The 26,139-nt window shown below is 36.6% G+C and carries 23 protein-coding genes, 3 tRNA genes and 1 pseudogene; 12 read left to right on the top strand and 15 right to left on the bottom strand.

The genetic code is table 11. The features are described 5' to 3' along the window. Positions 1–33: 33 nt before the first annotated feature. The 4 genes from SP041_RS02965 to SP041_RS02950 form a co-directional block, all read right to left on the bottom strand. On the bottom strand, positions 34–465 hold the full coding sequence (locus SP041_RS02965; protein WP_025565909.1) for an META domain-containing protein: 432 nt from the start codon (positions 463–465) through the stop codon (positions 34–36). Between the two features lie 105 nt (positions 466–570). After that, positions 571–2,694, bottom strand: a complete 2,124-nt coding sequence (locus SP041_RS02960; protein ID WP_025565908.1) for a RelA/SpoT family protein — start codon at positions 2,692–2,694, stop codon at positions 571–573. Positions 2,695–2,784: 90 nt separating this feature from the next. Continuing rightward, positions 2,785–3,633 (bottom strand): deoxyribonuclease IV, encoded by an 849-nt coding sequence (nfo, locus tag SP041_RS02955; RefSeq protein WP_025565907.1) that lies wholly within the window; start codon positions 3,631–3,633, stop codon positions 2,785–2,787. Between the two features lie 473 nt (positions 3,634–4,106). Beyond that, positions 4,107–4,481, bottom strand: coding sequence for a hypothetical protein (locus SP041_RS02950; protein ID WP_025565513.1), 375 nt, complete (start codon positions 4,479–4,481; stop codon positions 4,107–4,109). A gap of 109 nt (positions 4,482–4,590) precedes the next feature. Between SP041_RS02950 and SP041_RS02945 the strand changes: the two genes are divergently transcribed. Further along, positions 4,591–4,827: a DUF3624 family protein gene (locus SP041_RS02945; protein ID WP_025565514.1), complete on the top strand. Its 237-nt coding sequence runs from the start codon at positions 4,591–4,593 to the stop codon at positions 4,825–4,827. Positions 4,828–4,941: 114 nt separating this feature from the next. Here the strand turns inward: SP041_RS02945 and SP041_RS02940 are convergent, their stop codons facing one another. The 5 genes from SP041_RS02940 to SP041_RS02920 all read right to left on the bottom strand — a co-directional run bounded on the left by SP041_RS02940 (position 4,942) and on the right by SP041_RS02920 (position 9,637). Continuing rightward, positions 4,942–6,084 carry an anhydro-N-acetylmuramic acid kinase gene (locus tag SP041_RS02940; RefSeq protein WP_025565515.1) on the bottom strand — a complete coding sequence of 381 codons (1,143 nt, stop codon included), beginning with the start codon at positions 6,082–6,084 and terminating at the stop codon, positions 4,942–4,944. Continuing rightward, positions 6,074–7,441: an oxygen-independent coproporphyrinogen III oxidase gene (hemN, locus tag SP041_RS02935; RefSeq protein ID WP_025565517.1), complete on the bottom strand. Its 1,368-nt coding sequence runs from the start codon at positions 7,439–7,441 to the stop codon at positions 6,074–6,076. Before hemN ends, SP041_RS02940 begins: the two co-directional genes overlap by 11 nt. Before the next feature lie 162 nt (positions 7,442–7,603). Continuing rightward, complete coding sequence (locus tag SP041_RS02930; protein WP_051368621.1) at positions 7,604–8,083, bottom strand: DUF2489 domain-containing protein; 480 nt, start codon at positions 8,081–8,083, stop codon at positions 7,604–7,606. A 31-nt stretch (positions 8,084–8,114) separates the two neighbouring features. Next, complete coding sequence (gene yihI / locus SP041_RS02925) at positions 8,115–8,717, bottom strand: Der GTPase-activating protein YihI (RefSeq protein WP_025565519.1); 603 nt, start codon at positions 8,715–8,717, stop codon at positions 8,115–8,117. 317 nt (positions 8,718–9,034) lie between these two features. Further along, positions 9,035–9,637 (bottom strand): c-type cytochrome, encoded by a 603-nt coding sequence (locus SP041_RS02920; protein ID WP_025565520.1) that lies wholly within the window; start codon positions 9,635–9,637, stop codon positions 9,035–9,037. A 138-nt stretch (positions 9,638–9,775) separates the two neighbouring features. Between SP041_RS02920 and yihA the strand changes: the two genes are divergently transcribed. Next, positions 9,776–10,459 carry a ribosome biogenesis GTP-binding protein YihA/YsxC gene (gene yihA, locus SP041_RS02915; protein ID WP_025565521.1) on the top strand — a complete coding sequence of 228 codons (684 nt, stop codon included), beginning with the start codon at positions 9,776–9,778 and terminating at the stop codon, positions 10,457–10,459. 249 nt (positions 10,460–10,708) lie between these two features. On the opposite strand, the gene SP041_RS02910 is transcribed toward yihA, so the two are convergent. Continuing rightward, positions 10,709–12,697: an ATP-binding protein gene (locus SP041_RS02910; RefSeq protein ID WP_081695420.1), complete on the bottom strand. Its 1,989-nt coding sequence runs from the start codon at positions 12,695–12,697 to the stop codon at positions 10,709–10,711. Positions 12,698–12,900: 203 nt separating this feature from the next. Between SP041_RS02910 and prlC the strand changes: the two genes are divergently transcribed. Then, a complete protein-coding gene (gene prlC, locus SP041_RS02905) occupies positions 12,901–14,952 on the top strand; it encodes an oligopeptidase A (RefSeq protein ID WP_025565523.1) in 2,052 nt (683 codons plus the stop codon). Between the two features lie 109 nt (positions 14,953–15,061). On the opposite strand, the gene cobO is transcribed toward prlC, so the two are convergent. Together cobO and SP041_RS02895 are read right to left on the bottom strand one after the other, a co-directional pair. Then, complete coding sequence (gene cobO, locus SP041_RS02900; RefSeq protein ID WP_025565525.1) at positions 15,062–15,670, bottom strand: cob(I)yrinic acid a,c-diamide adenosyltransferase; 609 nt, start codon at positions 15,668–15,670, stop codon at positions 15,062–15,064. Positions 15,671–15,749: 79 nt separating this feature from the next. Continuing rightward, positions 15,750–15,944, bottom strand: coding sequence for a hypothetical protein (locus SP041_RS02895; protein ID WP_025565526.1), 195 nt, complete (start codon positions 15,942–15,944; stop codon positions 15,750–15,752). Between the two features lie 163 nt (positions 15,945–16,107). On the opposite strand from SP041_RS02895, the gene SP041_RS02890 reads away from it, so the two are divergent. Beyond that, positions 16,108–17,316, top strand: a complete 1,209-nt coding sequence (locus SP041_RS02890) for a DUF945 family protein (RefSeq protein ID WP_025565527.1) — start codon at positions 16,108–16,110, stop codon at positions 17,314–17,316. Positions 17,317–17,579: 263 nt separating this feature from the next. Here the strand turns inward: SP041_RS02890 and SP041_RS02885 are convergent, their stop codons facing one another. Together SP041_RS02885 and leuA are read right to left on the bottom strand one after the other, a co-directional pair. Further along, entirely contained in the window at positions 17,580–18,209 is a 630-nt protein-coding gene (locus SP041_RS02885) for an MBL fold metallo-hydrolase (RefSeq protein WP_025563338.1), read from the bottom strand. 129 nt (positions 18,210–18,338) lie between these two features. Continuing rightward, complete coding sequence (gene leuA, locus SP041_RS02880; RefSeq protein WP_025563337.1) at positions 18,339–19,889, bottom strand: 2-isopropylmalate synthase; 1,551 nt, start codon at positions 19,887–19,889, stop codon at positions 18,339–18,341. 366 nt (positions 19,890–20,255) lie between these two features. Between leuA and msrB the strand changes: the two are divergent. Next, positions 20,256–20,690: pseudogene (gene msrB / locus SP041_RS02875) on the top strand (peptide-methionine (R)-S-oxide reductase MsrB); the annotation flags it as partial. A gap of 87 nt (positions 20,691–20,777) precedes the next feature. Here msrB and SP041_RS02870 read toward each other — a convergent pair. Further along, entirely contained in the window at positions 20,778–21,200 is a 423-nt protein-coding gene (locus SP041_RS02870; protein WP_025563335.1) for a GNAT family N-acetyltransferase, read from the bottom strand. Between the two features lie 120 nt (positions 21,201–21,320). Here SP041_RS02870 and murB point away from each other — a divergent pair, with 120 nt between their 5' ends. The 7 genes from murB (at position 21,321) to SP041_RS20975 (ending at position 26,093) form a co-directional block, all read left to right on the top strand. Next, positions 21,321–22,382: a UDP-N-acetylmuramate dehydrogenase gene (gene murB / locus SP041_RS02865; RefSeq protein WP_025563334.1), complete on the top strand. Its 1,062-nt coding sequence runs from the start codon at positions 21,321–21,323 to the stop codon at positions 22,380–22,382. Continuing rightward, positions 22,375–23,346, top strand: a complete 972-nt coding sequence (gene birA / locus SP041_RS02860) for a bifunctional biotin--[acetyl-CoA-carboxylase] ligase/biotin operon repressor BirA (RefSeq protein ID WP_025563333.1) — start codon at positions 22,375–22,377, stop codon at positions 23,344–23,346. The genes murB and birA overlap by 8 nt, the downstream gene beginning before the upstream one ends. Before the next feature lie 117 nt (positions 23,347–23,463). After that, positions 23,464–23,539: transfer RNA gene (locus SP041_RS02855), tRNA-Thr, on the top strand. A 10-nt stretch (positions 23,540–23,549) separates the two neighbouring features. Next, positions 23,550–23,633, top strand: a tRNA-Tyr gene (locus SP041_RS02850). A 91-nt stretch (positions 23,634–23,724) separates the two neighbouring features. Continuing rightward, positions 23,725–23,799, top strand: a tRNA-Gly gene (locus tag SP041_RS02845). 417 nt (positions 23,800–24,216) lie between these two features. Next, the gene (locus tag SP041_RS02840; RefSeq protein WP_025563332.1) at positions 24,217–25,575 is read left to right on the top strand and encodes a HipA domain-containing protein; all 1,359 of its coding nucleotides are present in this window, start codon (positions 24,217–24,219) and stop codon (positions 25,573–25,575) included. Continuing rightward, positions 25,572–26,093 carry a helix-turn-helix transcriptional regulator gene (locus SP041_RS20975; RefSeq protein WP_025563331.1) on the top strand — a complete coding sequence of 174 codons (522 nt, stop codon included), beginning with the start codon at positions 25,572–25,574 and terminating at the stop codon, positions 26,091–26,093. The genes SP041_RS02840 and SP041_RS20975 overlap by 4 nt, the downstream gene beginning before the upstream one ends. Positions 26,094–26,139: the final 46 nt, after the last annotated feature.

The following is a 26,139-nucleotide window of genomic DNA, read 5'->3' as shown; positions in this document are numbered from 1 at the left end:
ATTCAGTCGGGATTAAATCTTCATTAAGTAATATTAGTTTAATGAGTCAGCAAGTTGATAAGTTAATGAATGCTTTTTGTTACTGATAATTAATGTTTCGTTATCAATCATTACATTTGCCCAGTTACTTAAAACTTCGCTTACATCCATCTCAACACTGTTTTTTAGCTCGTCACACATTTTTCGTGTATTAGCCATTTTTTCGATACGCAATTGATTGTCTACGAATTTAGCTTCACCAAAAAAACTATTACAACTTAAATTACCTGAGCTTTTATTGTCAGCATTGATTTGTAATGTGCTTTTAATGACCGTTGCTAATTGGATATTATCAACATGAGTGAGCTTCCAATTATGTTGCAGCTGAGACAAGTTTACTTTTTGAGGGATAATTTGAGTTTCAGCGGTGCAAGCACCTAGTATTATGGTGCTTAACATCAACATCATAATTTTAACGGTTTTCATAGTGATCTAATCCATTGGGTATATGTTTAATATATTAACAATACCGAATCAACTTGTTCTTTTACAATACTTTAATGCATCTAATACAAGTTTAATCGGAATCTGTTATTTTTTATTGCTTCGTTTTACACTTTTAACGCCAGTTAATTTCTTAATTTGGCGCATAATGCGAGACAAGTGTATTCGATTTATGACTGTTAATGTCACATTAATTGAATAAATCTGATTTGTCACCGCAGTCGTCTGTAAATCCTGCACGTTAGCGTTACTTTTTGCTATTACATTAAACATTTTTGCTAATCCGGCTTTATGATTAACCATTTGAATAATCAAGTCACTTGAGTATTCATACTGGTTCATAAAGTTCATATCCCATTCGACAGCAATATACTTACCGAGTTCACTTTCAAAACCAATTACATTGTGACAATTTTTAACATGCACGACCAAACCTTTACCTGTACTAGTATGAGCAACAATTTGATCACCTGGTAATGGCTTACAACAGTTGGCATAAGAAAGCATAATATCTTCAGCTCCCTTGATGGCACTTTGTCTTATTTGTTGTTTTTGGTGTGACTCTGTTAATTCACCGGCATTACCGCGCAAACGTCTTGCGATGATAATGCTCAATAATTTACCGCTACCGATCTCATGTAATAGGTGGTTAAACCCATCTAAATGATGATCTGCAATGACCTTATCAATATTCTCTTGTGATATATCGGTAAGGTTCGTCGCATTTAACGCTTGTTTTAATAAGCGTCTACCCATTGGAATAGTCGCTGTTTGTGGTAATTGCTTTAGGTAATTACGTATGCTATTTCTTGCTCTATGCGTGGCGGCAAAGTTTAACCATTCAGGGCTTGGATTAGGCTCTTTCGCTGTGATGATCTCAATGGTTTGTCCACTTTCTAATTTTTGGCTTAATAATGAATATTCATTATCTACTTTCGCACCAATACAGTGATGCCCTATGTTGGTGTGTAATGCATAAGCAAAATCAACCGGTGTTGCGAAAGCTGGTAATACAATGATTTTGCCTTGTGGTGTTAATACATGAATATCATTTTTACCTAGCTCTTGTTTGATATTTTCTAATAAAACAATTGAGTTAGTATTATTGTCTTCTTGCTCAGTTAACCCTTGGAACCAGTTACGTGTTTGTAATTGTGCTGAAATATTAGAACTTTGCTTACCTTCTTTGTAGCTCCAATGCGCAGCAATACCGTGTTTTGCTACTGCATCCATATCTTCTGTACGGATCTGAATTTCGATATTGACACCTTGATGGGTGATCAAAGTAGTATGTAATGATTGGTAACTATTTGTTTTTGGCAGTGCTATATAGTCTTCGAAATACTCTAATTTAGGTTGGTACAAGTGATGTATTTGACCTAAAACGCGATAACAAGTATCTAAATCTTTTACAATAATACGGAATGCATAAACATCCATTACATCATGGAATTGGCAGCCTTTTTTACGCATTTTTTTGTATAAACTGTACAGGTGTTTTTCTCGACCAATGACTTTCGCGTCAATCGACATAGAGGTTAATTGCTCTGATATCTCATCACAAATACTTTCTATAAAGTCTTTTCTGTTACCGCGTGCTTTAGTGATAGCTTCTTTAAGTACATGATAACGAGCTGAATTTTGTGCTTTAAAAGCTAACTCTTCAAGTTCATTTTTTAGGTAATGTAAGCCAAGGCGATTTGCAATTGGGGTAAATATTTCAAAGGTTTCTTGTGCAATGCGTTGGCGTTTATCTAAACGCAGTGAATCAAGCGTACGCATATTGTGCATGCGATCGGCAAGTTTAATCAGCATAACTCGGAAGTCTTTAGACATCGCGATAAGCATTTTTCGAATATTTTCAGCTTGTGCTTGCTCGCGATTTTCAAAGTTAAATTTATCGAGTTTGGTGACACCTTCAACGAGTTGAGCAACATTGTCATTAAACGCATCGGCTAGTTCTTGATGTGTGGTATCAGTATCTTCTAATACATCATGCATGAGCGCTGCTGAGATAGCTTCGTAATCTAACTTCATGCCTGCAAGAATTTCAGCAACCGCTACTGGGTGAGTAATATAAGGTTCACCACTTGCTCTTTTCACACCATCATGTGCCGCATACGCATAATGGTATGCGCGTTCAACAAAAGCACATTGCTCTTCTGTCATATAGGTTTGAATAGATGCTTTTAGTGTTTGGAACATGAATATTACTTTCCTTATTTTGTCGATACTTTTATAGCATAATCGCTGTGTAGATAGTTTCAAAGTATTTAGTACTATAAAAGTAACAAATAGCCTTTAATCAGCACTGGACCATTGTTTTAAACGTTTTATTTCTGTTGGCCATAATGTTTCATCGGTTGTTTCTAATATTAATGGTATACCGTTAAATCGTGGATCTTTCATTAGAAACTCAAAGCAATCCCAACCAATTTCACCTGCCCCTAAAGGCGCATGTCGATCTACTCGGCTAGCAAAAGGTACTTTACTGTCATTAATGTGCATTGCGCGTAAGTATTCAAATCCGACAATATCAGAGTAGGCTTTAAAGGTCGCCTCTGTTGCCTTTTCTCCTCGTAAATCATAACCCGAAACGAAGGTATGACAAGTATCGATACATACACCAACACGTTGCTTATCATCTACTTGTTCAATGATCGTGGCGAGGTGCTCAAAACGATAACCTAAATTAGTACCTTGTCCGGCTGTATTTTCAATAATCGCTGATACTGACGTTGTTTGTTGTAGCGCTAAGTTAATTGATTCTGCAATACGTTTTAAACAATCTTGTTCTGTGATCTTTTTTAAATGGCTACCAGGGTGAAAATTTAATAGGGATAACCCTAACTGCTCACAACGTTGCATTTCATCTAAAAAAGCAATGCGTGACTTTTCTAATGCTTCGGATTCGGGGTGACCTAAATTAATGAGATAGGAGTCGTGCGGTAAAATATTTTTTGAGTCAATTTTGTAACGTATACACGCTGCTTTGAATTTACGAATCGTATTTTCGTCGAGCGCTTTTGCTTCCCATCGGCGTTGGTTTTTAGTAAATAATGCAAAGGCATTTGCCCCAATGTCATAGGCATTTTTCGGGGCGTTAAATACGCCGCCTGCTGCGCTTACATGGGCACCAATATATTTCATTATTCATCGTCTTAAATTCAAGGGGATAATCAGTATATCTAAAGCTCACCTTAGGTCAAATCGTTTAATGAGGATAATTAAGTATTTAATCAATGAAGGGCTAGTTAACCTCAGTTCTGGATAAGCAAAGGGATACAATACCGCTATTTCCGTGGATTTCTGCATTAAATTATCTCTCAATAACCCGTTATTGCTTCAATAATTTACCTGAGCTACGCAATATTAACGGCACTGACTAGTAAAAAATATAACCTTATGATTTTAAATGTAATTCCGCAAGTCGTGTGGGACGCTAACTCTAAAACTAATACTGTGTTGTAACATTCGATAAGGACTCCTCATTGTCATCATGTTACGCCTTGTCTTGGTGTCTGAGTTAACGACTGAATAGTGCATTTTGATTGGCAATGGGTATATATTATGGGATTTTTTGTGTTGCAGTATGATGCGAGAGAAAGGTAGTTGAAGGCTTACTATTTTTCTGTTGTTAAGCTTTCTTTAATATTTTCTTTGGTTTTAATCTCAACTTTTTGTTGGCGTTGAGTAGGTAATGCTGCAGAGTGAGATATTGTTTGTTGTTTTTCTTTGCTAGCGATTTTTGACGTAGTTGCTTTTGGTATCGCTGCTTTAGGCGTTATTGTTTTTTTTGAAATGCTATTAAAGTTTTCAATCGGTTCTATTATTGTATTTTTTAATAGGCCACCAGTACCATTATTATGTGGAACTTGAGTTGTTGGTTTTTCTACTGTTGGCTTTGACTCTATTACTTTGTTACTTTTAGCTTGGTTTGAATCAGCATTGCTTGAAAGCGTTATCAGAAGTAATAACATACTTATAAAATACGTCATATTGTTAGCTCTACAGGAAATAATAAGCAGACCATAATTAAAATTCAGTAGGAACACAAGAAAATAGGCTTTTAGCGTATCAGTTAGTATAAGTAATATTGGAGGATATATGGCTTGTGATCTTTGTGTTGGGACTTTCTTTAAAAAGAAGTTAGGGCGTTGTAAGCAATGTATGGGCATTAATTTATGTTTATTACTTGTCGGTTTAAGTATTTATTTAGGTTTTAACATCAGTACTTGGTTAGCCGTACAACAAGTTACTTTAATCCTATTTATTTGGGTTACTGGTATTTTGATGGTGATGCATTTAATGGCCTGGTGTTTTTACTATTTTAAAAAGGCTTAATGTCTTAAGTATTTTATTGATTTAAGGTGCTGCCTCAATCTCTTTGGAGTGAATGACAGTGCTCAACCTTCAACCTTCAACCATCAACGCTAAGATCTAAAATAAGTAAACGTATTAAGGTAAGTAAACACAGCCTAAAATAGCATCTCTATTAGCGCCTGTTACTGCCTTCAACGGAACCGTTTTTTCTAATATTCTTTGTTCTGCCAACCAAGCAAAGGCAACCGCTTCAACATACATTGGGTTAATGGCTAATGCCTCGGTAGTTTGTACTGTGTGATTTGGCATTAAGCCACTCAATCGTTGCATTAGTAATGGGTTGAGTGCACCGCCTCCACATACGTAAACATCACAAGCATTACTTTGCTGCTTTATTTGGTCGCAAATAGTGATAGCAGTAAATTCTAACAAGGTACGTTGGACATCTTCGGCCATAAAGTCATTAGCCATTAACTTATGCGTTAACCAAGTTAAATTAAATTTTTCTCTTCCAGTGCTTTTAGGTGCACTCAAAGCAAAATAAGCATCATCTAATAAACTCGTTAATAACGTTTGGTTTACTGTACCTGTTGTTGCAAACCAAGCTCCTTTATCAAAAGGTTGTTGATGGTGTAAGTTAATCCAGGCATCCATTAGCATGTTACCTGGGCCAGTATCATAACCAAAAGCCTGCTCTAACCCATTTAAAACACTAATATTGGCAATGCCGCCAATATTCAATATCACACGTTGAGTCTTGTGTTGTGCAAATAAAGCTTGATGGAATGCAGGCACTAAAGGCGCCCCTTGGCCTCCATAAGCCATGTCCATTCTTCTAAAGTCTGCCACGCAGGGTATATGTGTTTTTGCTGCGATTAAGTTGGCATCACCAATTTGTTGTGTGAATGGGTATTGCGTCTCAGGAGAGTGATAGATCGTTTGTCCGTGACTACCGATTGCAGTCACCTCATTTGCACTGATATTTTCATTCTTTAATAGGTCATTGACTGCTTGAGCGCACGCTAAGGCAAACTGATGGTCTATTTCACCTAAGGTTTGCAAAGTGACCTGTTTTTCATTACAAATAGTTAATAGCTGTTGGCGAAGTGATGGCGCTAAGTCGATTGCTATCCCTGATTTTTGTACGAACCCTGCCGCATTACGCTGACACAAGGCGACATCAATGGCATCCAAGCTCGTACCAGACATTAACCCGATATAATATGCATGAGTATTCGCTGACTCATCACTTAGATGTGCTAAAGGCTTAGATGACACGAGAAAACTGCTGTTGGCGAGCTTGCTTACGTAAATAAACATCGAAACACATGCAAATATTACGAATCAATAATTTTCCTGTTAATAATACTTGCACTTTGTTGCTATCAATTGTCACTAATTGGTCCTTAATAAAGGGGGTTAATAAGTTAATGTCTTCAGCAAAGTATTGATCAAAATTTAAGTCGAATTGCTGTTCAATGTCTTTTTTATTTAATGTGAAGTTACAGATTAATTGTTTAATCACTTCTCGGCGAATTAAATCATCTTTATCTAATGCGACTCCTCGCCATTGTGCGTGACCTACATTTTCAACTTGTTGGTAATAATCGCTAAGTTTTTTCTGGTTTTGAGAGTAGCAATGACCGATTTGGCTGATCGCTGAAACACCTAACCCTAATAAATCTGCATCTTGTTGAGTAGTGTAACCTTGGAAGTTGCGATGTAAAATACCTTGTTGTTGAGCTAATGCCAATTCATCATTTGGTTTTGCAAAATGATCCATTCCGATAAATTGATAACCTGATTCCGTTAAAAATTCGATGGTGTGTTGTAACATTGCTAACTTTTCAGCGGGTTTTGCCATATCGTCTTCGTTAATTTTGCGCTGTGCTGCGAATAAGCTCGGCATATGTGCATAATTGAAAATAGACAAACGTGCAGGATCGAGTGCCAACACCTTCTCTAATGTAAAGGCAAAACTTTCTTTCGTCTGTAATGGTAAACCATAAATCATATCTAGATTAGTTGAATGAAAGCCTTGCTCTTTTGCGCGTGTTAAAAGTTGTTTGATAAAGTCTTCATCTTGTTCGCGATTAACTGCTTTTTGCACATCTTTATTAAAATCTTGTACGCCTAAGCTCAGACGATTAAAGCCTTCTTTTGCTAGGTGATCAATCGTACTTAATTCTATTTCACGAGGATCAACTTCAATACTTAATTCTGCTTGCTCAGAAAAATTAAAGTGAGCACGTAATAGTGTCATCAAGCGTGTTATTTGTGGAGGTAATAAAAAAGTAGGTGTTCCGCCTCCCCAATGCAACTGGCTAACGGTACGATCTTTAAAATGAACAGCTTGTTGTACTATCTCTTTTTCTAAAAAATCTAGGTACTTATCAGCTTTTTCTTGGTGACGAGTAATGACTTTATTACAACCACAAAAATAACAAAGTTTATGGCAAAATGGGATATGAATATAGAGAGATAAAGGGCGGTCTGGATAGGTGTGTGTCGCTTTGATCAAATCACTATGTTGAAAGCTTTCTGCAAACTCTAGCGCAGTTGGGTATGAAGTGTAACGGGGGCCGCTGTAATTATATTTTTCAATTAAGGCCTGATCCCAAACAAGCTTTTGCATGCTAACTCTCTTTATTTTATTGGTATGAAGTGCAATATTAGCACTTCGATTATTACGTTTTATTGCGCTAAATCAGCGATTGTAGGATTAGCATGCATGATAAATACACATACTACCTCTAATAATAATCCGTAGTAATATAACCAATATAATAATGTGTGATTAGATGGAGAACTCTGCCAGTAGCGCACTTTCTTTAATTATATTCTCTTCCATTTCTGCTTCGAATACTTCGCGTCTTATATCTAACATTTTTATTTCTTTAACAGGTCGAGCTTTACGCTCTTCATGTGTCGGCATATCTTTTACTTTTTCAAACATAGCCGTTAAAGCAGGATAAGTACCTGCTATATCGATAGCTTCTTTAAGTTGTAATGTTTCTAATAACACGGTTAAACGAATAGCCGCTTCCGATACATTACATTGCTTTTGCATGGTCGCTTTTGCAATAAAACGAATACTTTCTACGATATTATTGTTTCTATCTTGAATTTTCTGTTGTTTTATTTGCTCTTGAGCTTTCTCAATTTGTAATGCTTGTGCTTTTTGCATTTTAATTTTATTGATCAACATTCCTGCGTAAAACGCGAGAGCAAGTATTATGAAAACTGCTGAAATTGCTAATATCGTATCCATATTCATATTTATAACCTATCTATAAACTATTAATAACTTATCTAAATTCGTCCAATGCTGAGCTTGCATCTTCAAACTGCTGCAATAAATCTTCTTCGCCTTCTTCATCAATCCAGCCTAACTGCTTCATTAGTTCTTGATGACGTTTCATTTGTTTATCTACCCAAATTTGGTCGTCTTTTGATAATGATTGCTCAGCTTCAACTTGCTCTAATAAATCATTCAAGCGTTCATCATTTTCAATATTAGCCAGTTCTTTTTCTGGTGATATTTTTGCTGTCACTTTTGGCTGAGCAACATTTGCTTGATTTAAACCAGGTTGAGCTAAAGCACTTTTAATAACTTTCGCTTTTGGCTGCATATTTATTTTAGGTTTAACAGCTTCTTGAGGCTTGTCATTTGCTGTTAACGCAATTGGTTTTTTACTGCCATGACGTTTATCATTTTGAGCTTGGCGTTGGTTTTTTTGTGCGCTTTGTTTTGACTCAATCGCATTACGGTTACCCGCTTTGTTGCCTTTTAATTTATCTTTGCGTTTTTTATCACGTGCTTCTTGTGCTTGTGAAGACGTTTCTTTTCTATTGCCGTCAAATTTAGGTTCTGAGTTACCAGCAGTACGGCTTTTTTTAGTACGAGACATTATTTTAGTTACCTTTTGTATCATTATCATGCCACTACTATTGATAGTATTTATGGGCATTAATAAGGGCGGTGTATGTACACCATAATTTGGGATGTTAATGCTGCGCAGAATAACAGGTTTATATGCCCGTTAGCAATCAAGCAGATTTATTCCATCATTAATTTATTGAAGGAGAAAGTTATCTCATGATGGCTTAATAAATGGGGAATAAAGTGCTTAGTCGCGGTAATACTTTTTAAAAGAGGGGGTTAGCGTAAATAAAAAAGGCACACTTTATTAAGCATGCCTTTTTATGGTTAATTAATCGTTAAGGATTAATGTAACGCTGAAATATATTTAGAAAGTAAATCGATATCTTCATCAGTTAACTTACCTGAAATATCCGACATCATATTATTTGGTGAGTTATGACGTAGGCTATCACGGAAACCGATAAGTTGAGCTTTGATATATGCAGGGTGTTGACCTGATATTTTAGGAAATTTAGCTAACTCTAAACCGTTACCACGTGGTCCGTGACAAGCTGTACAACCAGGGATTGCACGTTCTTTATCGCCACCCATGTAGAAGTTTTTACCTGCTTTCGCAACTTCTTCTGAAACAGTTTCTGGGGTGCTTGTTTGTGAAGCGTAATAGGCAGCTAAATCTTTCATATCTTGCTCTGAAAGCGCTGCTACCATGCCTAACATAATTGCATTTTCACGTTCACCACTTTTAAATTCTTGCAATTGTTTTACAAGGTATGATGAATGCTGACCTGCTAATTTTGGATATAGATCTGATGGACTGTTACCGTCAGGGCCGTGACAAGCTGCACATACCACTGATTTAGTTTTCCCTGCATCTATATCGCCTTGTGCCTGAGCGATATTCATAAAGCTCAATACTGCGATTATTGCTACTAATAATTTATTCATAACTATCCAATCTAATTCTTAAAGTTGTTATTTTAGGGGGGCTACATTATGTTACAATATGCGTAAATAAAGCTTGTGTAGTTTACACAGGTTTTCAGAAAAATAACAATTTTGCTACGCAAACATATGAGGCATATCGTGGAATTTCCAAAAATACATTTTCAAAAAGCGCATTTTTTAATTAGTGCACCAGATATTCGCCATCTAGATAAGCATTTACCAGTAGAAAGTGGTATTGAAGTTGCCTTTGCTGGACGATCTAATGCGGGCAAATCAAGTGCATTAAATCGCCTTACTCGTCAAAAAAGTTTAGCGAGAACCAGTAAGACACCAGGGCGTACTCAGCTAATCAATGTGTTTGAAGTGGAAGAAGGGAAAAGACTCATCGATTTACCGGGTTATGGCTTTGCAAAAGTACCGTTAGCAATGAAATTGAAATGGCAAAAATCATTAGGTGAATACTTGCAAGAACGAGAGTCATTAAAAGGACTGGTTGTGTTGATGGATATTCGTCATCCTTTTAAAGATCTCGACCAACAGTTAATTTTTTGGGCTATTGATGCCAATATTCCTGTTTTAGCTTTGTTAACAAAAGCAGATAAATTAAAGCAAGGCGCACGTAAAGCGACTTTGTTGCAAATGCGTGAAGAAGCTGAGAACTTTGAAGGTGACGTACAAGTTGAATTGTTCTCATCTTTAAAAGGGTTCGGTGTTGATATTTTGGAACGAAAAATAGCGCAGTGGTACGGAGAGCATGATTTACTAGATGCTGAAACGGCTGAAGAAAGTACTGAAGAAGAGACAACAGAAACTAACGAGTAGTTTAGTTAGTCATTAGTTAATGCTGCCGTATGAGTGCTTGCGGCAGTATGTTTACATCCCCACCCTGATTTAATCTACTCTGACTTATATTTTAGTGTTTTTCATAAACGACTCTTATCTACTAATGATCTCATTTATTATTTGAATCTAAGTAACATTATTGATGAATAATTTTGCCTATCAATATTACCTATCAATATTACCTATCAATAATGCGATTCAAAAATCATTAATAAAATGAACGTATCATTATGAATTCATACAAGCTCGGTAAGGTATTTTCATTATAAAATGTGCGCCTTTTGTTTCAATGACATATTGAATATCACCTTTAAATAGCTGACTAACAATATTGTAAACAATATGAGTGCCTAATCCACTGCCACCCGCGCCTTTCTTTGAAGTAACAAAAGGGTCAAATATACGGTCTGACACATCTTCTGATACACCTTTACCCGTATCTCGATAATCAATCACTAGGGTGCCGCCATGTAATTCAATATCAATAAATATATTTCGTTCGCCTGACCATTCATGAAAACCATGAATGATAGAGTTAATGATCAGATTTGAATAAATTTGTACAAAGCTCCCAGGGAAACTATAGATAGATAAATCATTAGGGCAAACAATACTAATGGTGGTCTTACTTTGCTTTATTTTATGTTTTAAAGAAGTAACAACTTGTTCTATATTTTCTTTTAAATTAAAGGAATAACAAGACTCAGAAGACTGATCAACGGCGACCTGTTTGAAGCTGCTGATTAAATCTGCTGCTCTTTTTAAGTTATGGCTGAGTAGTTTGCTTGATTCCGTAAATTGACAAATAAATGAATCTAAATGTGCGCGTGAAAGTCGGTCGTCTTCTAATTCTTGTTTTAAGGTCGTGACTTCTTCTTGTAATGAAGAGGCTGCTGTAACACTAATGCCAATAGGTGTATTAATTTCATGAGCAACACCTGCGACTAAACTGCCTAATGATGCCATCTTCTTAGATTCAACCAAGGTTTGCTGAGTGCGTTTCAATTGCTCAACGGTTTGTACCATTTGTGTATTACTGGCTGTTAATGCTGCGGTTCTTTTTGTTACTTTTTCTTCTAATTGATCATTAAGCAATAGAATTTCCTGCTCAACTTGTTTTTGCGGCGTAATATCGTGTCCAAAACCAATCAAGTATTTAATATCCATGCCTTCATAGAAAGCAGAGAAGGTCCATAATAAGGTATTCACTTCCCCCATTTGGTCATGCATATTAATTTCAATGCCATACAAAGGTTCATTATCTGATAATTTTTCTTGTAATTCAGCTCTGCGGTTCTCTAATACAAAAATATCTAACCAGCTTTTTTGGTTTAATTCTTCTTGTGAATAACCAGTAAGAATAACAGCAGCAGGGTTGATGGTGGCTATTTTAAAGTCCGCATCGAGACAACAAATAATAGTGCTTGAAGAGTTAATGATAGTGGCTGAAAAGTCTCGTTCTTGTTGTAACTCATTAATCGCAATTTCTTTGTCCGTTAATTCCGCAACAATACGTTTCTGCATCTTATTCAATAGATACACTAATTCATCTAACTCATCACTCGTAGAGGTAATATTACGTTTACGTCCATCTAAGACTAAGTTTTTATTATGAGATGAAAGTTTGATATTACGTGTATAGAGAGCAATTTTATTGATATGTCTAATGACCATGTAATAGATAATGAATAAAATACAGATTGAAACAATCATGATTCTAATCGTTTGGTTTATTAGGATCATTAATGACTTATCGAATAATTGCTCATAAACCTGATCTAGTGACGCGGCAACGAACAATGTTCCCACTACTTGTTTCTGATGAATTAAATCAAATTTTTGACTGATGTCATATTCGTCTTTAATAATACCTTGATGTGAAATAGCAACTTCAGTATTACCAACCACTTCATAGACTTTCACATACTGCATATAAGGCAAATTCATAATGCCTTTACTTTGAATTTCTATTTGTTCTTTATCAAAGTTCCAGAGACTGGTGGCGAGCGGTTCAACAAAGCTAGATTCAACTTGTTCAATACTGGCATCAATTTTGGTGAGATCGTTTTGGTAATCTAATAATAGTTGCAGCAAGGTGATAATAATCGCGAGAGCAAAACTACAAATTAAAATATAAGAAAGTAAACGAATAGATAAACTATGTTTAATTCTAAAGGGTTGTAATTTTATTAACGATTTCATTTTTTTTATCAGCATTGATGTGAATCCATTACCTAATTATATATAGAAATAGTTATTGTTTTACACATTTTTCAGCTGATTGTCAGTTAGTTGGCAGACTTTATGACTAACTCGACTATCTAGAAGTAAATATATATGGATTAGTATTAACCCAACACCTTGAATTTTAGCATTTCTAGCCGCATATTATTAGTTCCTTCTCAGATAAGATGAATGCTATGACTATGACAACAGACTCAAGCTTAACAAAAACCGATGGCCTTCCTTTTTTTAGTGACCTCAATATTAATGAAATAGAGCCAAGCGTTAAACAAACGATTGCAGATAATAAAGCGCTAATAGAACAAAAGTTAGCTGAACTAGATAATTATACGTGGGACAATTTTGTCGCAGTATTAGACCAAGCAGATGATCATTTAGGTAAATTATGGTCTCCAATCTCACACATGAATGCAGTAGTGAGTAATGATGAATTACGTGCTGCACATGATGCTTGTATTGGTTTATTTTCAGAATATGGCACCTTCGTAGGACAACATCAAGGTTTATACGAAGCGTATTTAAGTATTGCTAACAGCACAGAATTTGCTGAGCTAAAAGGCGAGCAACAAAAAGTAATTGAGAATGCATTACGTGACTTTAAGTTAGCGGGTATTGCATTAAGTGACGATAAAAAGCAGCGTTACGGTGAAATTAAACAACAACTTTCACAACTACAATCTTCTTTTAGCAACAATGTAATGGATGCAACGATTGCTTGGAGCAAGTTAGTGTCTGATCTAGATACATTAGCTGGTTTACCAAAAACGGCGATAGCAGCAGCAAAACAAGCCGCAGAAGAAAAAGAATTAGAAGGGTATTTATTCACATTAGACTTTCCAAGCTATTTAGCCGTTATGTCATATGCAGAAAATCGTGAATTGCGTAAAGAAGTGTATACCGCGTTCGCAACACGTGCGTCTGACCAAGGTCCTAATGCTAATGAATTTGATAATAGTGACAATATTGAACAGATATTAGCGCTACGCCATGAACTTGCTCAACTATTAGACTTTAATGACTTTGGTGAATATAGTTTGGCTACCAAAATGGCTGAAAAACCATCTCAAGTGATCGAGTTTTTAAGTGAACTAGCCGATAAGTCAATACTGCAAGCGAGACAAGAGCGTGACCAAGTGCTTGCCTTTGCAAAAGAAAAAGATGGCATTGATGATTTACAGTCATGGGACTTAAGTTACTATGCAGAATTATTAAAACAGCAACGTTACAATATTTCAGATGAACAATTACGTCCTTACTTCCCTGAAAGCAAAGTCGTGTCGGGTTTATTTGATGTTGTACACCGTCTATTTGATTTAAATATCAAAGAGTCTAAAGATGTTGATACTTGGCATAAAGATGCGCGTTTCTTTAAAATCTATAATCGCCAAAAAGAACACATTGGTAGCTTCTACTTAGACTTATATGCACGTGCCCACAAACGCGGTGGTGCTTGGATGCAAGATTGCCGAACACGCCGTCGTCAAGTGGATGGAAGCTTACAATTACCTGTTGCTTATTTAACGTGTAACTTCAATAAACCGGTTGGTGATCAAGAAGCGTTATTTACACATAATGAAGTGGTCACGTTATTCCATGAGTTCGGTCATGGTATTCACCACATGTTAACTAAAGTTGAATCGTCAGGTGTGTCTGGTATTAGTGGTGTACCTTGGGATGCAGTGGAATTACCAAGTCAGTTCTTAGAGAACTGGTGCTGGGAACCTGAAGCATTAGCGTTGATTTCTGGACATGTTGATACTGGCGATATATTACCCGCTGATTTACTGAAAAAAATGCTAGAAGCTAAAAACTATAACAGTGCGTTACAAATGATGCGTCAACTTGAGTTTTCACTGTTTGATTTCATTTTACATCATGACTACAAGGTCGGTGAAGAAGGTCAAGTACAACGTGTACTCGCTGAAGTACGCGCTAAAGTTGCAGTGATAGAAGCCCCTGAATTTAATCGTTTTCAGCATAGCTTTAGCCATATTTTTGCTGGTGGTTATGCCGCCGGTTATTACAGTTATAAATGGGCTGAAGTGTTATCGGCAGATGCTTTTTCTCGTTTTGAAGAAACGGGTATTTTCAATGCGGAAACAGGACGCTCATTCTTAACTAATATCCTTGAAAAAGGGGGTAGTGAAGCGCCAATGACATTATTTAAAGCCTTTATGGGACGTGAACCATCAATCGATGCGTTATTACGTCACTCAGGTATTAAATAACGTTAAAATACTTTATGTAGGTAATTTTATATAAATAAAAAAGAGCTTGAAGTTAATCACTTCAAGCTCTTTTTTACGAGAGTAGTTTCTTCGTTATATTACTTCACGTCTACCATTCAATACCGGCTTGGGCTTTTATGCCGTCTTTAAAGGCATGCTTTTCAGCGAGAATAAGGCTGTAAGTATCTACTGCATCAATTAACTCTTGCTTAGGACCACGACCTGTTAATACAACGTTCATATTTTTAGGGCGATTTTTTAATGCATCTAAAGTGGGTTGGATCTGAAGATACTCATATTTAAACATATAAGTGATTTCATCTAAAATAATCAGATTATATTTTTCATCAGCCATTAATTCAGCCGCTTTATCCCATGCTTTTTGTGCACTATCGATGTCATTTTGTCTATTTTGAGTTTCCCAAGTAAACCCATCGCCCATCGTGTACCAATCAACATTGTCATGGCTATTAAAGAACTTTTCTTCGCCCGTTGACATTGCACCTTTCAGAAATTGTACAACAGCTACTTTATGACCATGACCTAAAGAGCGCGCTAACATACCAAATGCAGAACTACTTTTGCCTTTTCCTGGGCCAGCAAGAAGGATACTTACACCACGCACTTCTGTTGCAGCTGCAATTTTTTGGTCTTGTTTTTCTTTAACCGCTTTCATTCTCTTTAAATGTTTTTCTTCTGAATTTCTATCTGTAGCCATGTTCTTTGTCCCCATTAACAATATAAAATCTACGTTGGTAGGCTTTATGACTTAATTAACGAAATATAAATGACGTTAATTAAAGGTAAGTAAAATTTATTTGATGAATATTATCACTGAATCCAGTTGAAACTTGCCAAATAGTATTGTGCCATACATGGTGGTAATGATCAGGAACGATATTTGCCCAAAGTCTTGCAGTGACTGCTGCGATAACGAATAAAACACCACCGATAATCTGACTATGCAACCAATGCCATTTGTGTGAACTCATTAAAATGCCAATTTAGTTTAAATTTATTTCAGTCATATCCACTAAAGTTTGTGATCTAACGGTTGTAATCTACAATGTTTTCAATAAATAATGAAGTAAATCTCACTTAGATCGGTCTGATTTAAGCTCTCATCAAAAAAGCAATTTTCCTTGTAAGGTTATAATGAAAAAATTAATAATTGTATTCGTCGCTGTTTTTTGCATTTTATTCTCAGGTGTTTATTTTGTTGGCGAAATGGCCAAAACAGAAATACAAAAAGAAATAAATCAATCTAATAACTCATTACTAACAATGGAATTGTTAAGTTATCAAAAATCTTTTTTCTCAGCGAAAGCTGAAATGAAAATATCCATCGAGTTGGAAGGGCAAGCACCATTACAGCTATTGGTTCATTCAGATATTAGTCATTATCCTTATAAAGCTTTATTGGTTAATCACATCAATCTTGTCGACCCTGTATTAGAGAAAAAGGTAGTGACGTTCTTTCAAACTAAAGATTGGTTGATCTCACAAGAAGAAATTAACTTGTTAGGTAATATGAGCGGAAAAATTGCTTTAGCGAAAGGTGAGTTTATTAGTAAAGCCGAACGTTTTAATACTGCGCCATTGAACTTAGCGTATGAATATAACGTTGATGAAAAACAAGGGGCGTTTGATATTGATTGGGCTGGGATGGATGGAAATATTTACGATGAAACATTTTCAGTTAAGGACCTATCGTTACAAGCTTCTTTTACTCAAGTAAATAATAGTGAGTTAGTTGATTACCAATATGATTTTAAAGTTAGCCAATTAGCGTTTATCAAAGCATTACATCGCTTGTCTATGAGCGCTATTTCGCTACAAGGAACAAGTGAAATAAGCGCAGACAAATTAACCGTGAATACGGATACTAATTGGAAAATAGAAGAGTTTCAAAATGGTACTGATACCTTTTCTAATAATCATATTGATCTTGTATTATCAGAGCTTAATTTAGTCGCTTTAACTAAACTTAAATCAAATCTTGAAGATACAACACTAATGCGTAAAGCATTGGGTCACTTAGTGAGTTTAGGTGCGATTGTTGATTTAAAAACATTCTATTCTGAAACCCCTTGGGGTGAGGTGAATAGCCAATTGAAAATGAACATTCAGGCTGGTGTTGCTAGTGATGAAGTACTGAGTAACCCATTAGTTTTGATTGATTACACTAATGGTGAATTAAATTTAAGCTTACCGAAAAAGCTATCAGAGCAAACAGATGTTAGCGGACTATTACAAGTGGGTATTCTAACAGGGGTACTGAAAGAGCAAGATGAAGCGCTTGTTTTAGAATCGAGTTTAGACAGAGGCGAGTTAACAGTGAATGGTAATGTCCTTCCCCTGTAGAGTTTGAGCTTAGCGTAATAAGTTGTCATCAAATCAATAGCGAGTCACTTTAACTATAATACCAAAAGAATTAATAAGGTGATCATTCTTGCTGGTTAAAATTACCCCTAACTGCGTTGTGGGTTTTGAAGTGAGAACAACTATCTCCTACAACTCACGCCTTATTCGTGTTAATTTTTCCTGCGCAATTTCTGATCACTTATTTAATTCCATTGGTATAAACATCAATGTGTCTCGCTACTGTTAAGAACTGAGTTCAAAAACTAACGTAAATAAGGATTGCTAATTTTCTCTCTGCCAATGGTGGTTGTTGGACCGTGACCGGGAAATACAACCGTTTCTTCAGGCAATGTTAATAACTTCTGTTTAATACCTGATATGAGTTGTTGATGATTACCGCGTGGAAAATCAGAACGACCAACAGCACCATTAAATAAGATGTCACCAACAATAATCTGCTTACTCACTGCATCAAAAAGCGTGATGTGGCCTGGTGTATGACCTGGAATATGCAATACGCTGAGTTTTATATTACCCACTTCAACGTGATCTCCTTCTTCTAACCATTGCGTCGGTAAAAAGCTCGTTGCCTTAGGAAAACCAAACATTTTGCTTTGTTGCTCTAATTCATTTAACCAAAACGCATCTTCTTTTTCTGGGCCAATAATCGGAATATTTAATGTTTCTGCTAATGCTTCAGTGCCACCAACATGATCTAAATGGCCATGAGTTAATATGATTTTATCGACGGTTACATTATGGTTTTTAACCGCGCTTAAAATGCGTTCTACTTCCCCACCCGGATCGACGATCGCTGCTTTTTTTGTTGCTTCACAAATTACTAAACTGCAGTTTTGTTGATAAGGGGTGACGGGGATAACCACTATTTTCATTTTTAATCCTCAAAAAAGACCAAAGGCAACACTGGGTTGCCTTGTTATTAAGCTATTTATCATTAAGCTGTTTATTCTTAAATTATTTATTCTTAAGTTATGACTCTAAAATAGAGAGTGCTATTTCGTTTAAACTTGAGTTAGGTTTTTCTTTTTAACTTCAACGGCTTTAGCAAGATGAATATGATTCATTACATGGACTAATGCTTTTGCTGATGATTCGATAATATCGGTTGATAAACCAATACCATGAAACTTTTGTCCATTATAAGACGCAACAATATCCACTTGTCCAAGTGCATCTTTACCTTCACCTTTACTGGTGATTTTATAAGAGCTCATATCGATATCTAACCCTGAAATACGCATTAAACATTGATAAGTTGCATCGATAGGGCCGTTACCTGTTGCTGCCTCTACTACACGTTTATCTTTACCTATTTCCATCACAACCGTGGCCGTTGCTACCACGCTGGTACCTGATTGTACGTTGATGCTGGATAGTTTGTAATATTCAGGCTGATTTTCAATTTGATTAAAAAACATTAACGCTTCTAAGTCGTAATCAAATACTTGGCCTTTTTTGTCAGCTAACGCTAAGAAGCTTGTGTATAAAGCTTCTAAATCATAATCCGTATCGCGGTAACCTAATTCTTGCATGCGATGTTGAATAACATGACGGCCAGATCGAGACGTTAAGTTTAATTTATTCGTTAAAATACCAACACTTTCTGGTGTGATGATTTCGTAAGTATTTTGCGCTTTTAATACACCATCTTGATGAATACCCGATGAATGAGAAAAGGCATTGGCGCCCACAATTGCTTTATTGGACTGAATCGGCATATTACAAATTTGACTAACTAATTGACTCGTACGGGCTATTTCAATGGGATTAATATTCGTTTTATAACCCATTTTAGCTTGGCGTGTATGTAAGATCATCGCCACTTCTTCAAGCGAGCAGTTACCTGCGCGTTCTCCAATACCATTCATTGTACATTCAATTTGGCGTGCACCATTTTCAACTGCGGTGATCGAGTTTGCAACCGACATGCCCAAATCATCATGACAATGAACTGAGATTACTGCTTGGTCAATATTAGGGACTCGGTCAAATAACGTTTTAATAATACCGCCAAATTCACTTGGGTAAGTGTAACCAACAGTATCTGGGATATTAATGGTACTCGCACCTGCTTTAATCGCTTGCTCAACCATTCTACATAAATTGTCAATGGGTGTACGGCCTGCATCTTCACAAGAGAATTCAACATCATCAGTAAAGTTACGAGCATACTTAACTGCATTTACGGCCATTTCTAGTACATCATCAAAAGTACGTTTTAATTTACTTTCTACATGGATGGTTGATGTGGAAATGAAGGTATGAATGCGAAAAGCATCTGCGACTTTTAACGCTTCAGCGGCAGCATCAATATCTTTTGGTAATGCACGAGATAAAGCACATACACGGCTGTTTTTGATTTCGCGTGCAATAGTTTGCACTGATTCAAAGTCACCAGGAGATGAAATAGGAAAACCGACTTCCATAATATCGACGCCTAAACGTTCTAGTGCAAAGGCAATCTTAAGTTTTTCTTTCACTGTCAGGCTCGCGCTTAAGGCCTGTTCACCGTCACGTAAAGTGGTGTCGAAAATAATAACTTGTTCAGACATAAAGCATTCCTTTTAGTGGTATTCATTTTTGATAGGTATAAAAAAACCCGCACAATGTACGGGTTTCGGAGTCTCAGCTAGGTTTCTTCAGCGACTCGTTACCCATACGCTTTATGCGTCAGGAGTAAACTTGGCAGTAGTGAGTGTAATAGCGTCATCGAATTACCTAAATTTTTTGATAGTGAGTTACATTGCTAATAATGAAACATTCTTTAATCATAGATTAATAGTTACGTTTTTAAAATTATGCGTCAAGTGCTTATTCTGACAACCGAGAGAAAGACCGCAGTGTTTTTGGCGTTTTATTCCTGCTCATAAAGTCGTATTATCGAGTACATAAAATAAAGAGGAAAAGTAATGAGCGAATTTAAAAAACCATCGCAAGAAGAATTAAAGCAACAATTAAACGATCTTCAATATCAAGTGACGCAAGAAGAGGGAACAGAGCCTCCTTTTAATAATTTATATTGGGACAACACTACACCAGGTATTTATGTTGATATTGTGTCAGGTGAGCCATTATTCAGTTCGTTAGATAAGTTTGATGCGCATTGTGGTTGGCCAAGTTTTACGCAGCCTATTGCACAAGCAGAGCTGACGGAAAAAATAGATACTAAGCTATTTTCACAACGCACTGAAGTAAGAAGCATAGGCGCAGATTCTCATCTCGGACATGTATTTGATGACGGGCCAGCACCGACAGGCTTACGTTATTGTATCAACTCTGCTTCATTACGTTTTATTGAAAAAGATAAAATGGCAGAACAAGGTTATGCAGACTTATTAAGTTTATTTGAATAATTGCTAAGCCTATTCAAATCGTTTTTAACTTATTTTAGTGAATTGAAGTATTGTGTAGCGCATTAGTATCCAACATAGGTTTGAATACTAATGCTTATGAACCATGCATAACAAATGTTTACGACTATTATAATTTTGATATTGACTACCTAATCTTTCGGGTAACTGCTCAGGCTCGTAAAGTGTAAAACCAAGTTTTTCATAAAATACTTGTAGATGTGGATAAGGAAAGCAATAAATATTCTGTTGCTGTGTTGTTAATAAATGAGTAATCAACAAGCTTGCTAGGCCTTGTTTACGATGTTCCTCTAAACAAGCCACTCCAGTTAATAGCAAACTACCTTGTACTTCTTTTAAACGTGCTGCACACAGTATTTGGGTTGTTTTCAATACAAACACTTGCTCGCTTTTATTCGCAAGGCCCTTCTTATAAACCTGCTTATAAAATTGATTTACCAAAGGAATGTGTTCTTTTTGTAACTGGCTAAATTGCAGTGAGTTAAGATCCATTTAAAGTCCGGTCGTTTGTTTCAGGTGCTTGATAAGGTAAACTAGTTATTCGTCACTGACTTAGCAATACTTTCTCATTAAAAAATTAGTGCAGCCATATTAACGCCATAAGGTTTTATCATGATTGAAAAAAACAGCTCGCTCAAGGCTTTTAATAGCTTTTCAATTGATGCTCATGCGCATCTCCTTTTTCATTTTCAGCAATTATCTGAATTACCTCAATTATTGGCATTAATTAAAAAGACGCGAGCAGCGAACAAACCTATTTTAGTATTAGGTGGTGGAAGCAATACGTTATTTTGTAATGATTTTAGCGGCTTGGTGATTAAAGTTGAATTAATGGGCATAACTCAAAGCGAAAATAATCAAGATTACTTGTTAGAAGTGGCTGCCGGTGAGGATTGGCATGAGCTTGTAGAAGATACGGTTGCACAGGGTATTGATGGTTTAGAAAACCTTGCATTGATTCCAGGTGTTGTAGGCGCTGCACCAGTACAGAATATTGGTGCTTATGGTGTTGAATTTAAAGACTTCTGTACTAGCGTAGACTATATTGATTTAGAAGAGGGCACACTTAAAACCCTTAGCAATGAAGGTTGTTTGTTTGCTTACCGAGACAGTATTTTTAAAGGTGAATTAAAAGCTCGTGCATTAATTACGTCAGTTTCACTTAAATTGCCTAAGCAATGGCAAGCACATTGCCGATATGGTTTATTACAAGGGCTTGATGAAACTGAGTCATCAGTGAGCGCACAACAAATTTTTGATAGTGTGTGTCGTATTCGCAGCGAAAAATTACCCGATCCTAAAGTGCTAGGTAATGCGGGTAGCTTCTTTAAAAATCCTATTGTTAGTGACAACTTGAGTGAACAACTGTTATCTCATCATCCTGATATGCCACATTACCCACAGCATGACGGTTCGGTAAAATTGGCCGCAGGTTGGTTAATTGACCAATGCGGTTTAAAAGGTAAAAAAATAGGTGGCGCCGCCGTTCATTTGCAACAAGCATTAGTACTTATTAACGAAGATGGTAAAGCAACGGCATCCGATGTTATTCAATTAGCATGGCATGTTAGAGAGCAAGTCTTACATAAGTTCGCCGTGTTGTTAGAGCATGAAGTTCGATTTATTGATGCGCAAGGTGAAACCAATTTGCTACAGGTAATAGAAAATGTCTGAATTAAATGAAAAAGGTAATCAACTCATTGCTTTACTCGCTGATGGAGAGTTTCACTCTGGTGAAAAAATTGGTGAACTGTTAGGTGTATCAAGAACCTCTGTTAATAACTATATAAAAGCGTTGCAGGAAATCGGTTTAGATATTTATAAAGTCACTGGTAAAGGTTATTGCAGTGCCGTTCCTCTAACCTTACTAAATCAACACATCATCCAACAAGTGAGTGGCGTTGATAATGTCCATGTAGAGCAAATTCTTGAATCCACTAATCAATATTTATTGGATAAATTACCGAACATCAGCAACGGCCAAACCTGTATAGCAGAATACCAAGCTGCAGGGCGTGGCCGCAGAGGCAGAGAATGGGTTTCTCCTTTTGCTTCTCATTTATATTTTTCAATGTACTGGCGTTTAGAAGCCGGCATAGAGAAAGCTTCGGGTTTAAGCTTGCTGGTGGGCATTGCAACGGTTAATGCATTAGAAAAGCTAGGATTACATGGTGTAGGCTTAAAGTGGCCTAATGATCTTTATTATCAAGGGAAAAAGCTTGCAGGCATCTTGATAGAGTTAAACGCACAAGCATCGGACGTTTGTCATAGTGTCATTGGTATTGGTATTAATGTGAGAATGCCTGAGCAGCAAGGTAAATTAATTGACCAACCTTGGATAGACTTAAATAATATCAGTACACAGCCTGTTGACCGTAATCAGTTGTCAGGCTTGCTTATTAAAGAACTACACTCTTTATTAAGTGATTATGAAGAAAAAGGCTTAGCCCCATTTTTAGATCGTTGGTTTGAATTGGATTACTTTCTTAATAAACAAGTTAATTTAATTGTTGCTGATAATGTACAAACGGGCATTTGCAGAGGTATTAATGAGCAAGGCGCTTTATTGTTAGAAATCGATAATGAAATAAAACCGTATATAGGTGGTGAAATATCCTTACGTTTGGCGAATAATTAGTCGAAAAACAGGGAATTGATTTTTTTTTAAGCAAACAATCAAAAAACTGCTATTTTTTTCTAAGAAAGGCTTGCAAGGAGTCCTCAAGTTCTTTAATATTCGCGGCACTTAGACAGCGCCGACTTAGCTCAGTAGGTAGAGCAACTGACTTGTAATCAGTAGGTCACCAGTTCGACTCCGGTAGTCGGCACCATCTAAGTACTGGAGGGGTTCCCGAGTGGCCAAAGGGAACAGATTGTAAATCTGTCGCGAAAGCTTCGGTGGTTCGAATCCACCTCCCTCCACCATATTTTTTCTCACTTGTCACAGTGAGACAGTAAATAACAATGCACAGCATTGTTTTTTGCTTTGTAGCTTACGCTACTTGATGCAAGATTTGCGGGCATCGTATAATGGCTATTACTCCAGCCTTCCAAGCTGATAATGCGGGTTCGATTCCCGCTGCCCGCTCCAACTATTTATACTTTAAAACCAAGCACTTGTGCTTGGTTTTTTTGTTTCTGTAGTTCCAAAAATATCAATGTAGACCAAATATGGACCATTTGTAGACAAAGATAATTTGGACTACAAAATCAACTTGAGCATCATTTTTTTATGTTTTTAATATTTATCTGTATTTGAATCCAAAGTCCTTGGATTCAAATCATGAGTTCAATCAAGAAAAATAATATTATTTATCTTCCTCGATTTCTTCATTTACATCATCAGCTAATTCTTTCACCAACCTAAGTTAATGTGTAAAATTTAGTTACATTAACTTTAAAAATATAAGTTAATGTATCAAATTAAGTTACATTAATTGATTAACTTACTGTTAATGAGTAAAGTTATATACATTATTAATTGAAGATAATGGGTGATGGTGACAGAATGAATCAAGATAACCTAACAATCCAAGCTTTCTTGAGTAGAAAATGGATTGATATTGCGACTCTTTCGTTTAGGCATACAGATGGTGTTCCATATAAGGGGACACTGCTTGAGTATGAATTTACTTACACTGCTGTAAACCCGAACTGTGATGACCACCATGCTGTTTCTATTAATCACCCAGTAGTTATGCTTGAGAAGTATATTCATTCTAATGGATTACTTACCTTTATAGATGACATTATACCTAGTGGCTCAAGCCGAGACTTCTTGGTTCGTCATTTGGGCATCTCAGATTACTCGATTGATGCTCAACACTTTGTACTTCTTAGCACTAGCACTAATGCCCCTATTGGTAACTTGAGGATTAAAGAATCTTTATTATGTAACGTAGATGATGGAGAACTAGTTGCTCAGCATTTTACTATTGAGCATGTGATAGAAAAGTCATCTGATTTTTTAGAGTATGCACAAGAAAGGGGAGCTGCCTGTGGTGGTGCAACTGGCGCTGGTGGCGCTGCACCTAAGTTACTTGTGCGCCTAAGCGATACTAATGAGGTGTGGATTGATAACCTTCAATTAAACAACTCTACAGATATTCATTATTTGGTGAAGTTCCCTAGAGGAAAAATGAGTATTGATAGTGATATTTTAAGGGCTGAATACCATTTCTACCATGAGTTGCATGCCATGGGCTTTGATACTATCCCTATAGCAGATATGAGGCTTGAAGAAGGTGTGCATGTACCATCTTTGTGGCTACCTCGTTTTGATATAGAAATGGATAGTATCGGAGTTGCTAAACGCTATGGTATGGAGTCTCTTTACTCAATCTTGAAGCAGCGTTCGAGTGCTTATCTTGATCACAACGATGCTATTGATGAGGTGCTCCGTAAGATTTTAGGGAGTGACATGCTTCTTCAAAATTCTGACTTTAATTTTGATGTAGCCGCGTTTGTGACGGAGTGGGTAAAGCGCGACTTATTAAATATTATATTTGGTAACAGTGATAATCATGGGCGTAACACTTCTTTCTTGAGGGATGAAAAGAGTATTAGGTTTTCGCCTATATATGATTTTGCGCCCATGAAAGCTGATCCGGAGGGGATTACACGGCTGACTAAGTGGGCTTCTCCTATGGAAAAGGGGGGGGAATATGATTTTGGGGCTATCGCCCAGTCTTTGGAAGTTTATGTTGCTCCGGCAAAGTTAATGGTGGAATTACAAAATACTGCTAAAGATTTACTTACTATTAAAGAGCGCCTTGCTGTTCGTGGAGTGCCTCCAGCGATTTTAAATCATCCTGGCATTGGCTTTAACTATGTTGAAGATAAATTGAAAAGATGGGGGCTGTTATGAAAAATAAACATACAATGATGTTGGTTAATCGAGTAGCTGAAAGGGAGCAGGCTGTAAAAAAGTTGCCTGGTGATTCGGGTAAGGACAATCTAAGGCATGCTGTGTTTGACTTTAGTAAAACGGGTGAGCCGGTGGTGGTACGTCGAGATTACGATCCCATTATTGATTCTACTAAGCGCAGGGTGGCTAAGAAAGTCGTAGCAGGTAAAGAAACTCAAAAGGATATGCTTAAGCTCACCACCCGGGCAATTATTAAAAGCTTGTTGCTAGGGGATATTTCTTATGGCGGTGCTTTAAGGCAGTTACGCTTAGAGGTGCTTAATCTGAAACAACAAGATTATGCCAATATGGTAAGTGTATCTCGCAAGACGATTTCTGATATAGAGAATGGTACTAAGGTGCCAAGTGTTGAAGTTATCAATAAGGTGTTTAAACCTTTTGGTCTTGAGCTTGGCTTGATTCCTAAGAGTAAGAGTGTTTTGCGCGATATATTGAGTGGTGATGGTGATTCATTCTAACCAGGGTGCAGGTGAAGCAAGAGCATCAATATTTAAACTATTTATA

Source organism: Psychromonas sp. SP041 (assembly GCF_000470315.2).
Taxonomy (GTDB): Bacteria; Pseudomonadota; Gammaproteobacteria; order Enterobacterales; family Psychromonadaceae; genus Psychromonas.
Note: the sequence above shows the minus strand (reverse complement) of the source record. Positions and strands in the feature narration are given on the sequence as shown.

Excerpts from the sequence above, each read along its gene's own strand:
- cobO (WP_025565525.1), bottom strand. The coding sequence starts at position 15,670 with ATGGCTACAGATAGAAATTCAGAAGAAAAACATTTAAAGAGAATGAAA.
- SP041_RS02965 (WP_025565909.1), bottom strand. The coding sequence starts at position 465 with ATGAAAACCGTTAAAATTATGATGTTGATGTTAAGCACCATAATACTA.
- SP041_RS02950 (WP_025565513.1), bottom strand. The coding sequence starts at position 4,481 with ATGACGTATTTTATAAGTATGTTATTACTTCTGATAACGCTTTCAAGC.
- nfo (WP_025565907.1), bottom strand. The coding sequence starts at position 3,633 with ATGAAATATATTGGTGCCCATGTAAGCGCAGCAGGCGGCGTATTTAAC.
- SP041_RS02840 (WP_025563332.1), top strand. The coding sequence starts at position 24,217 with ATGAATCAAGATAACCTAACAATCCAAGCTTTCTTGAGTAGAAAATGG.
- hemN (WP_025565517.1), bottom strand. The coding sequence starts at position 7,441 with ATGCAAAAGCTTGTTTGGGATCAGGCCTTAATTGAAAAATATAATTAC.
- leuA (WP_025563337.1), bottom strand. The coding sequence starts at position 19,889 with ATGTCTGAACAAGTTATTATTTTCGACACCACTTTACGTGACGGTGAA.
- SP041_RS02920 (WP_025565520.1), bottom strand. The coding sequence starts at position 9,637 with ATGAATAAATTATTAGTAGCAATAATCGCAGTATTGAGCTTTATGAAT.
- murB (WP_025563334.1), top strand. The coding sequence starts at position 21,321 with ATGATTGAAAAAAACAGCTCGCTCAAGGCTTTTAATAGCTTTTCAATT.
- SP041_RS02895 (WP_025565526.1), bottom strand. The coding sequence starts at position 15,944 with ATGAGTTCACACAAATGGCATTGGTTGCATAGTCAGATTATCGGTGGT.
- prlC (WP_025565523.1), top strand. The coding sequence starts at position 12,901 with ATGACTATGACAACAGACTCAAGCTTAACAAAAACCGATGGCCTTCCT.
- yihI (WP_025565519.1), bottom strand. The coding sequence starts at position 8,717 with ATGTCTCGTACTAAAAAAAGCCGTACTGCTGGTAACTCAGAACCTAAA.
- SP041_RS02890 (WP_025565527.1), top strand. The coding sequence starts at position 16,108 with ATGAAAAAATTAATAATTGTATTCGTCGCTGTTTTTTGCATTTTATTC.
- SP041_RS02910 (WP_081695420.1), bottom strand. The coding sequence starts at position 12,697 with ATGCTGATAAAAAAAATGAAATCGTTAATAAAATTACAACCCTTTAGA.
- SP041_RS02885 (WP_025563338.1), bottom strand. The coding sequence starts at position 18,209 with ATGAAAATAGTGGTTATCCCCGTCACCCCTTATCAACAAAACTGCAGT.
- SP041_RS02945 (WP_025565514.1), top strand. The coding sequence starts at position 4,591 with ATGGCTTGTGATCTTTGTGTTGGGACTTTCTTTAAAAAGAAGTTAGGG.
- SP041_RS20975 (WP_025563331.1), top strand. The coding sequence starts at position 25,572 with ATGAAAAATAAACATACAATGATGTTGGTTAATCGAGTAGCTGAAAGG.
- SP041_RS02930 (WP_051368621.1), bottom strand. The coding sequence starts at position 8,083 with ATGAATATGGATACGATATTAGCAATTTCAGCAGTTTTCATAATACTT.
- SP041_RS02870 (WP_025563335.1), bottom strand. The coding sequence starts at position 21,200 with ATGGATCTTAACTCACTGCAATTTAGCCAGTTACAAAAAGAACACATT.
- birA (WP_025563333.1), top strand. The coding sequence starts at position 22,375 with ATGTCTGAATTAAATGAAAAAGGTAATCAACTCATTGCTTTACTCGCT.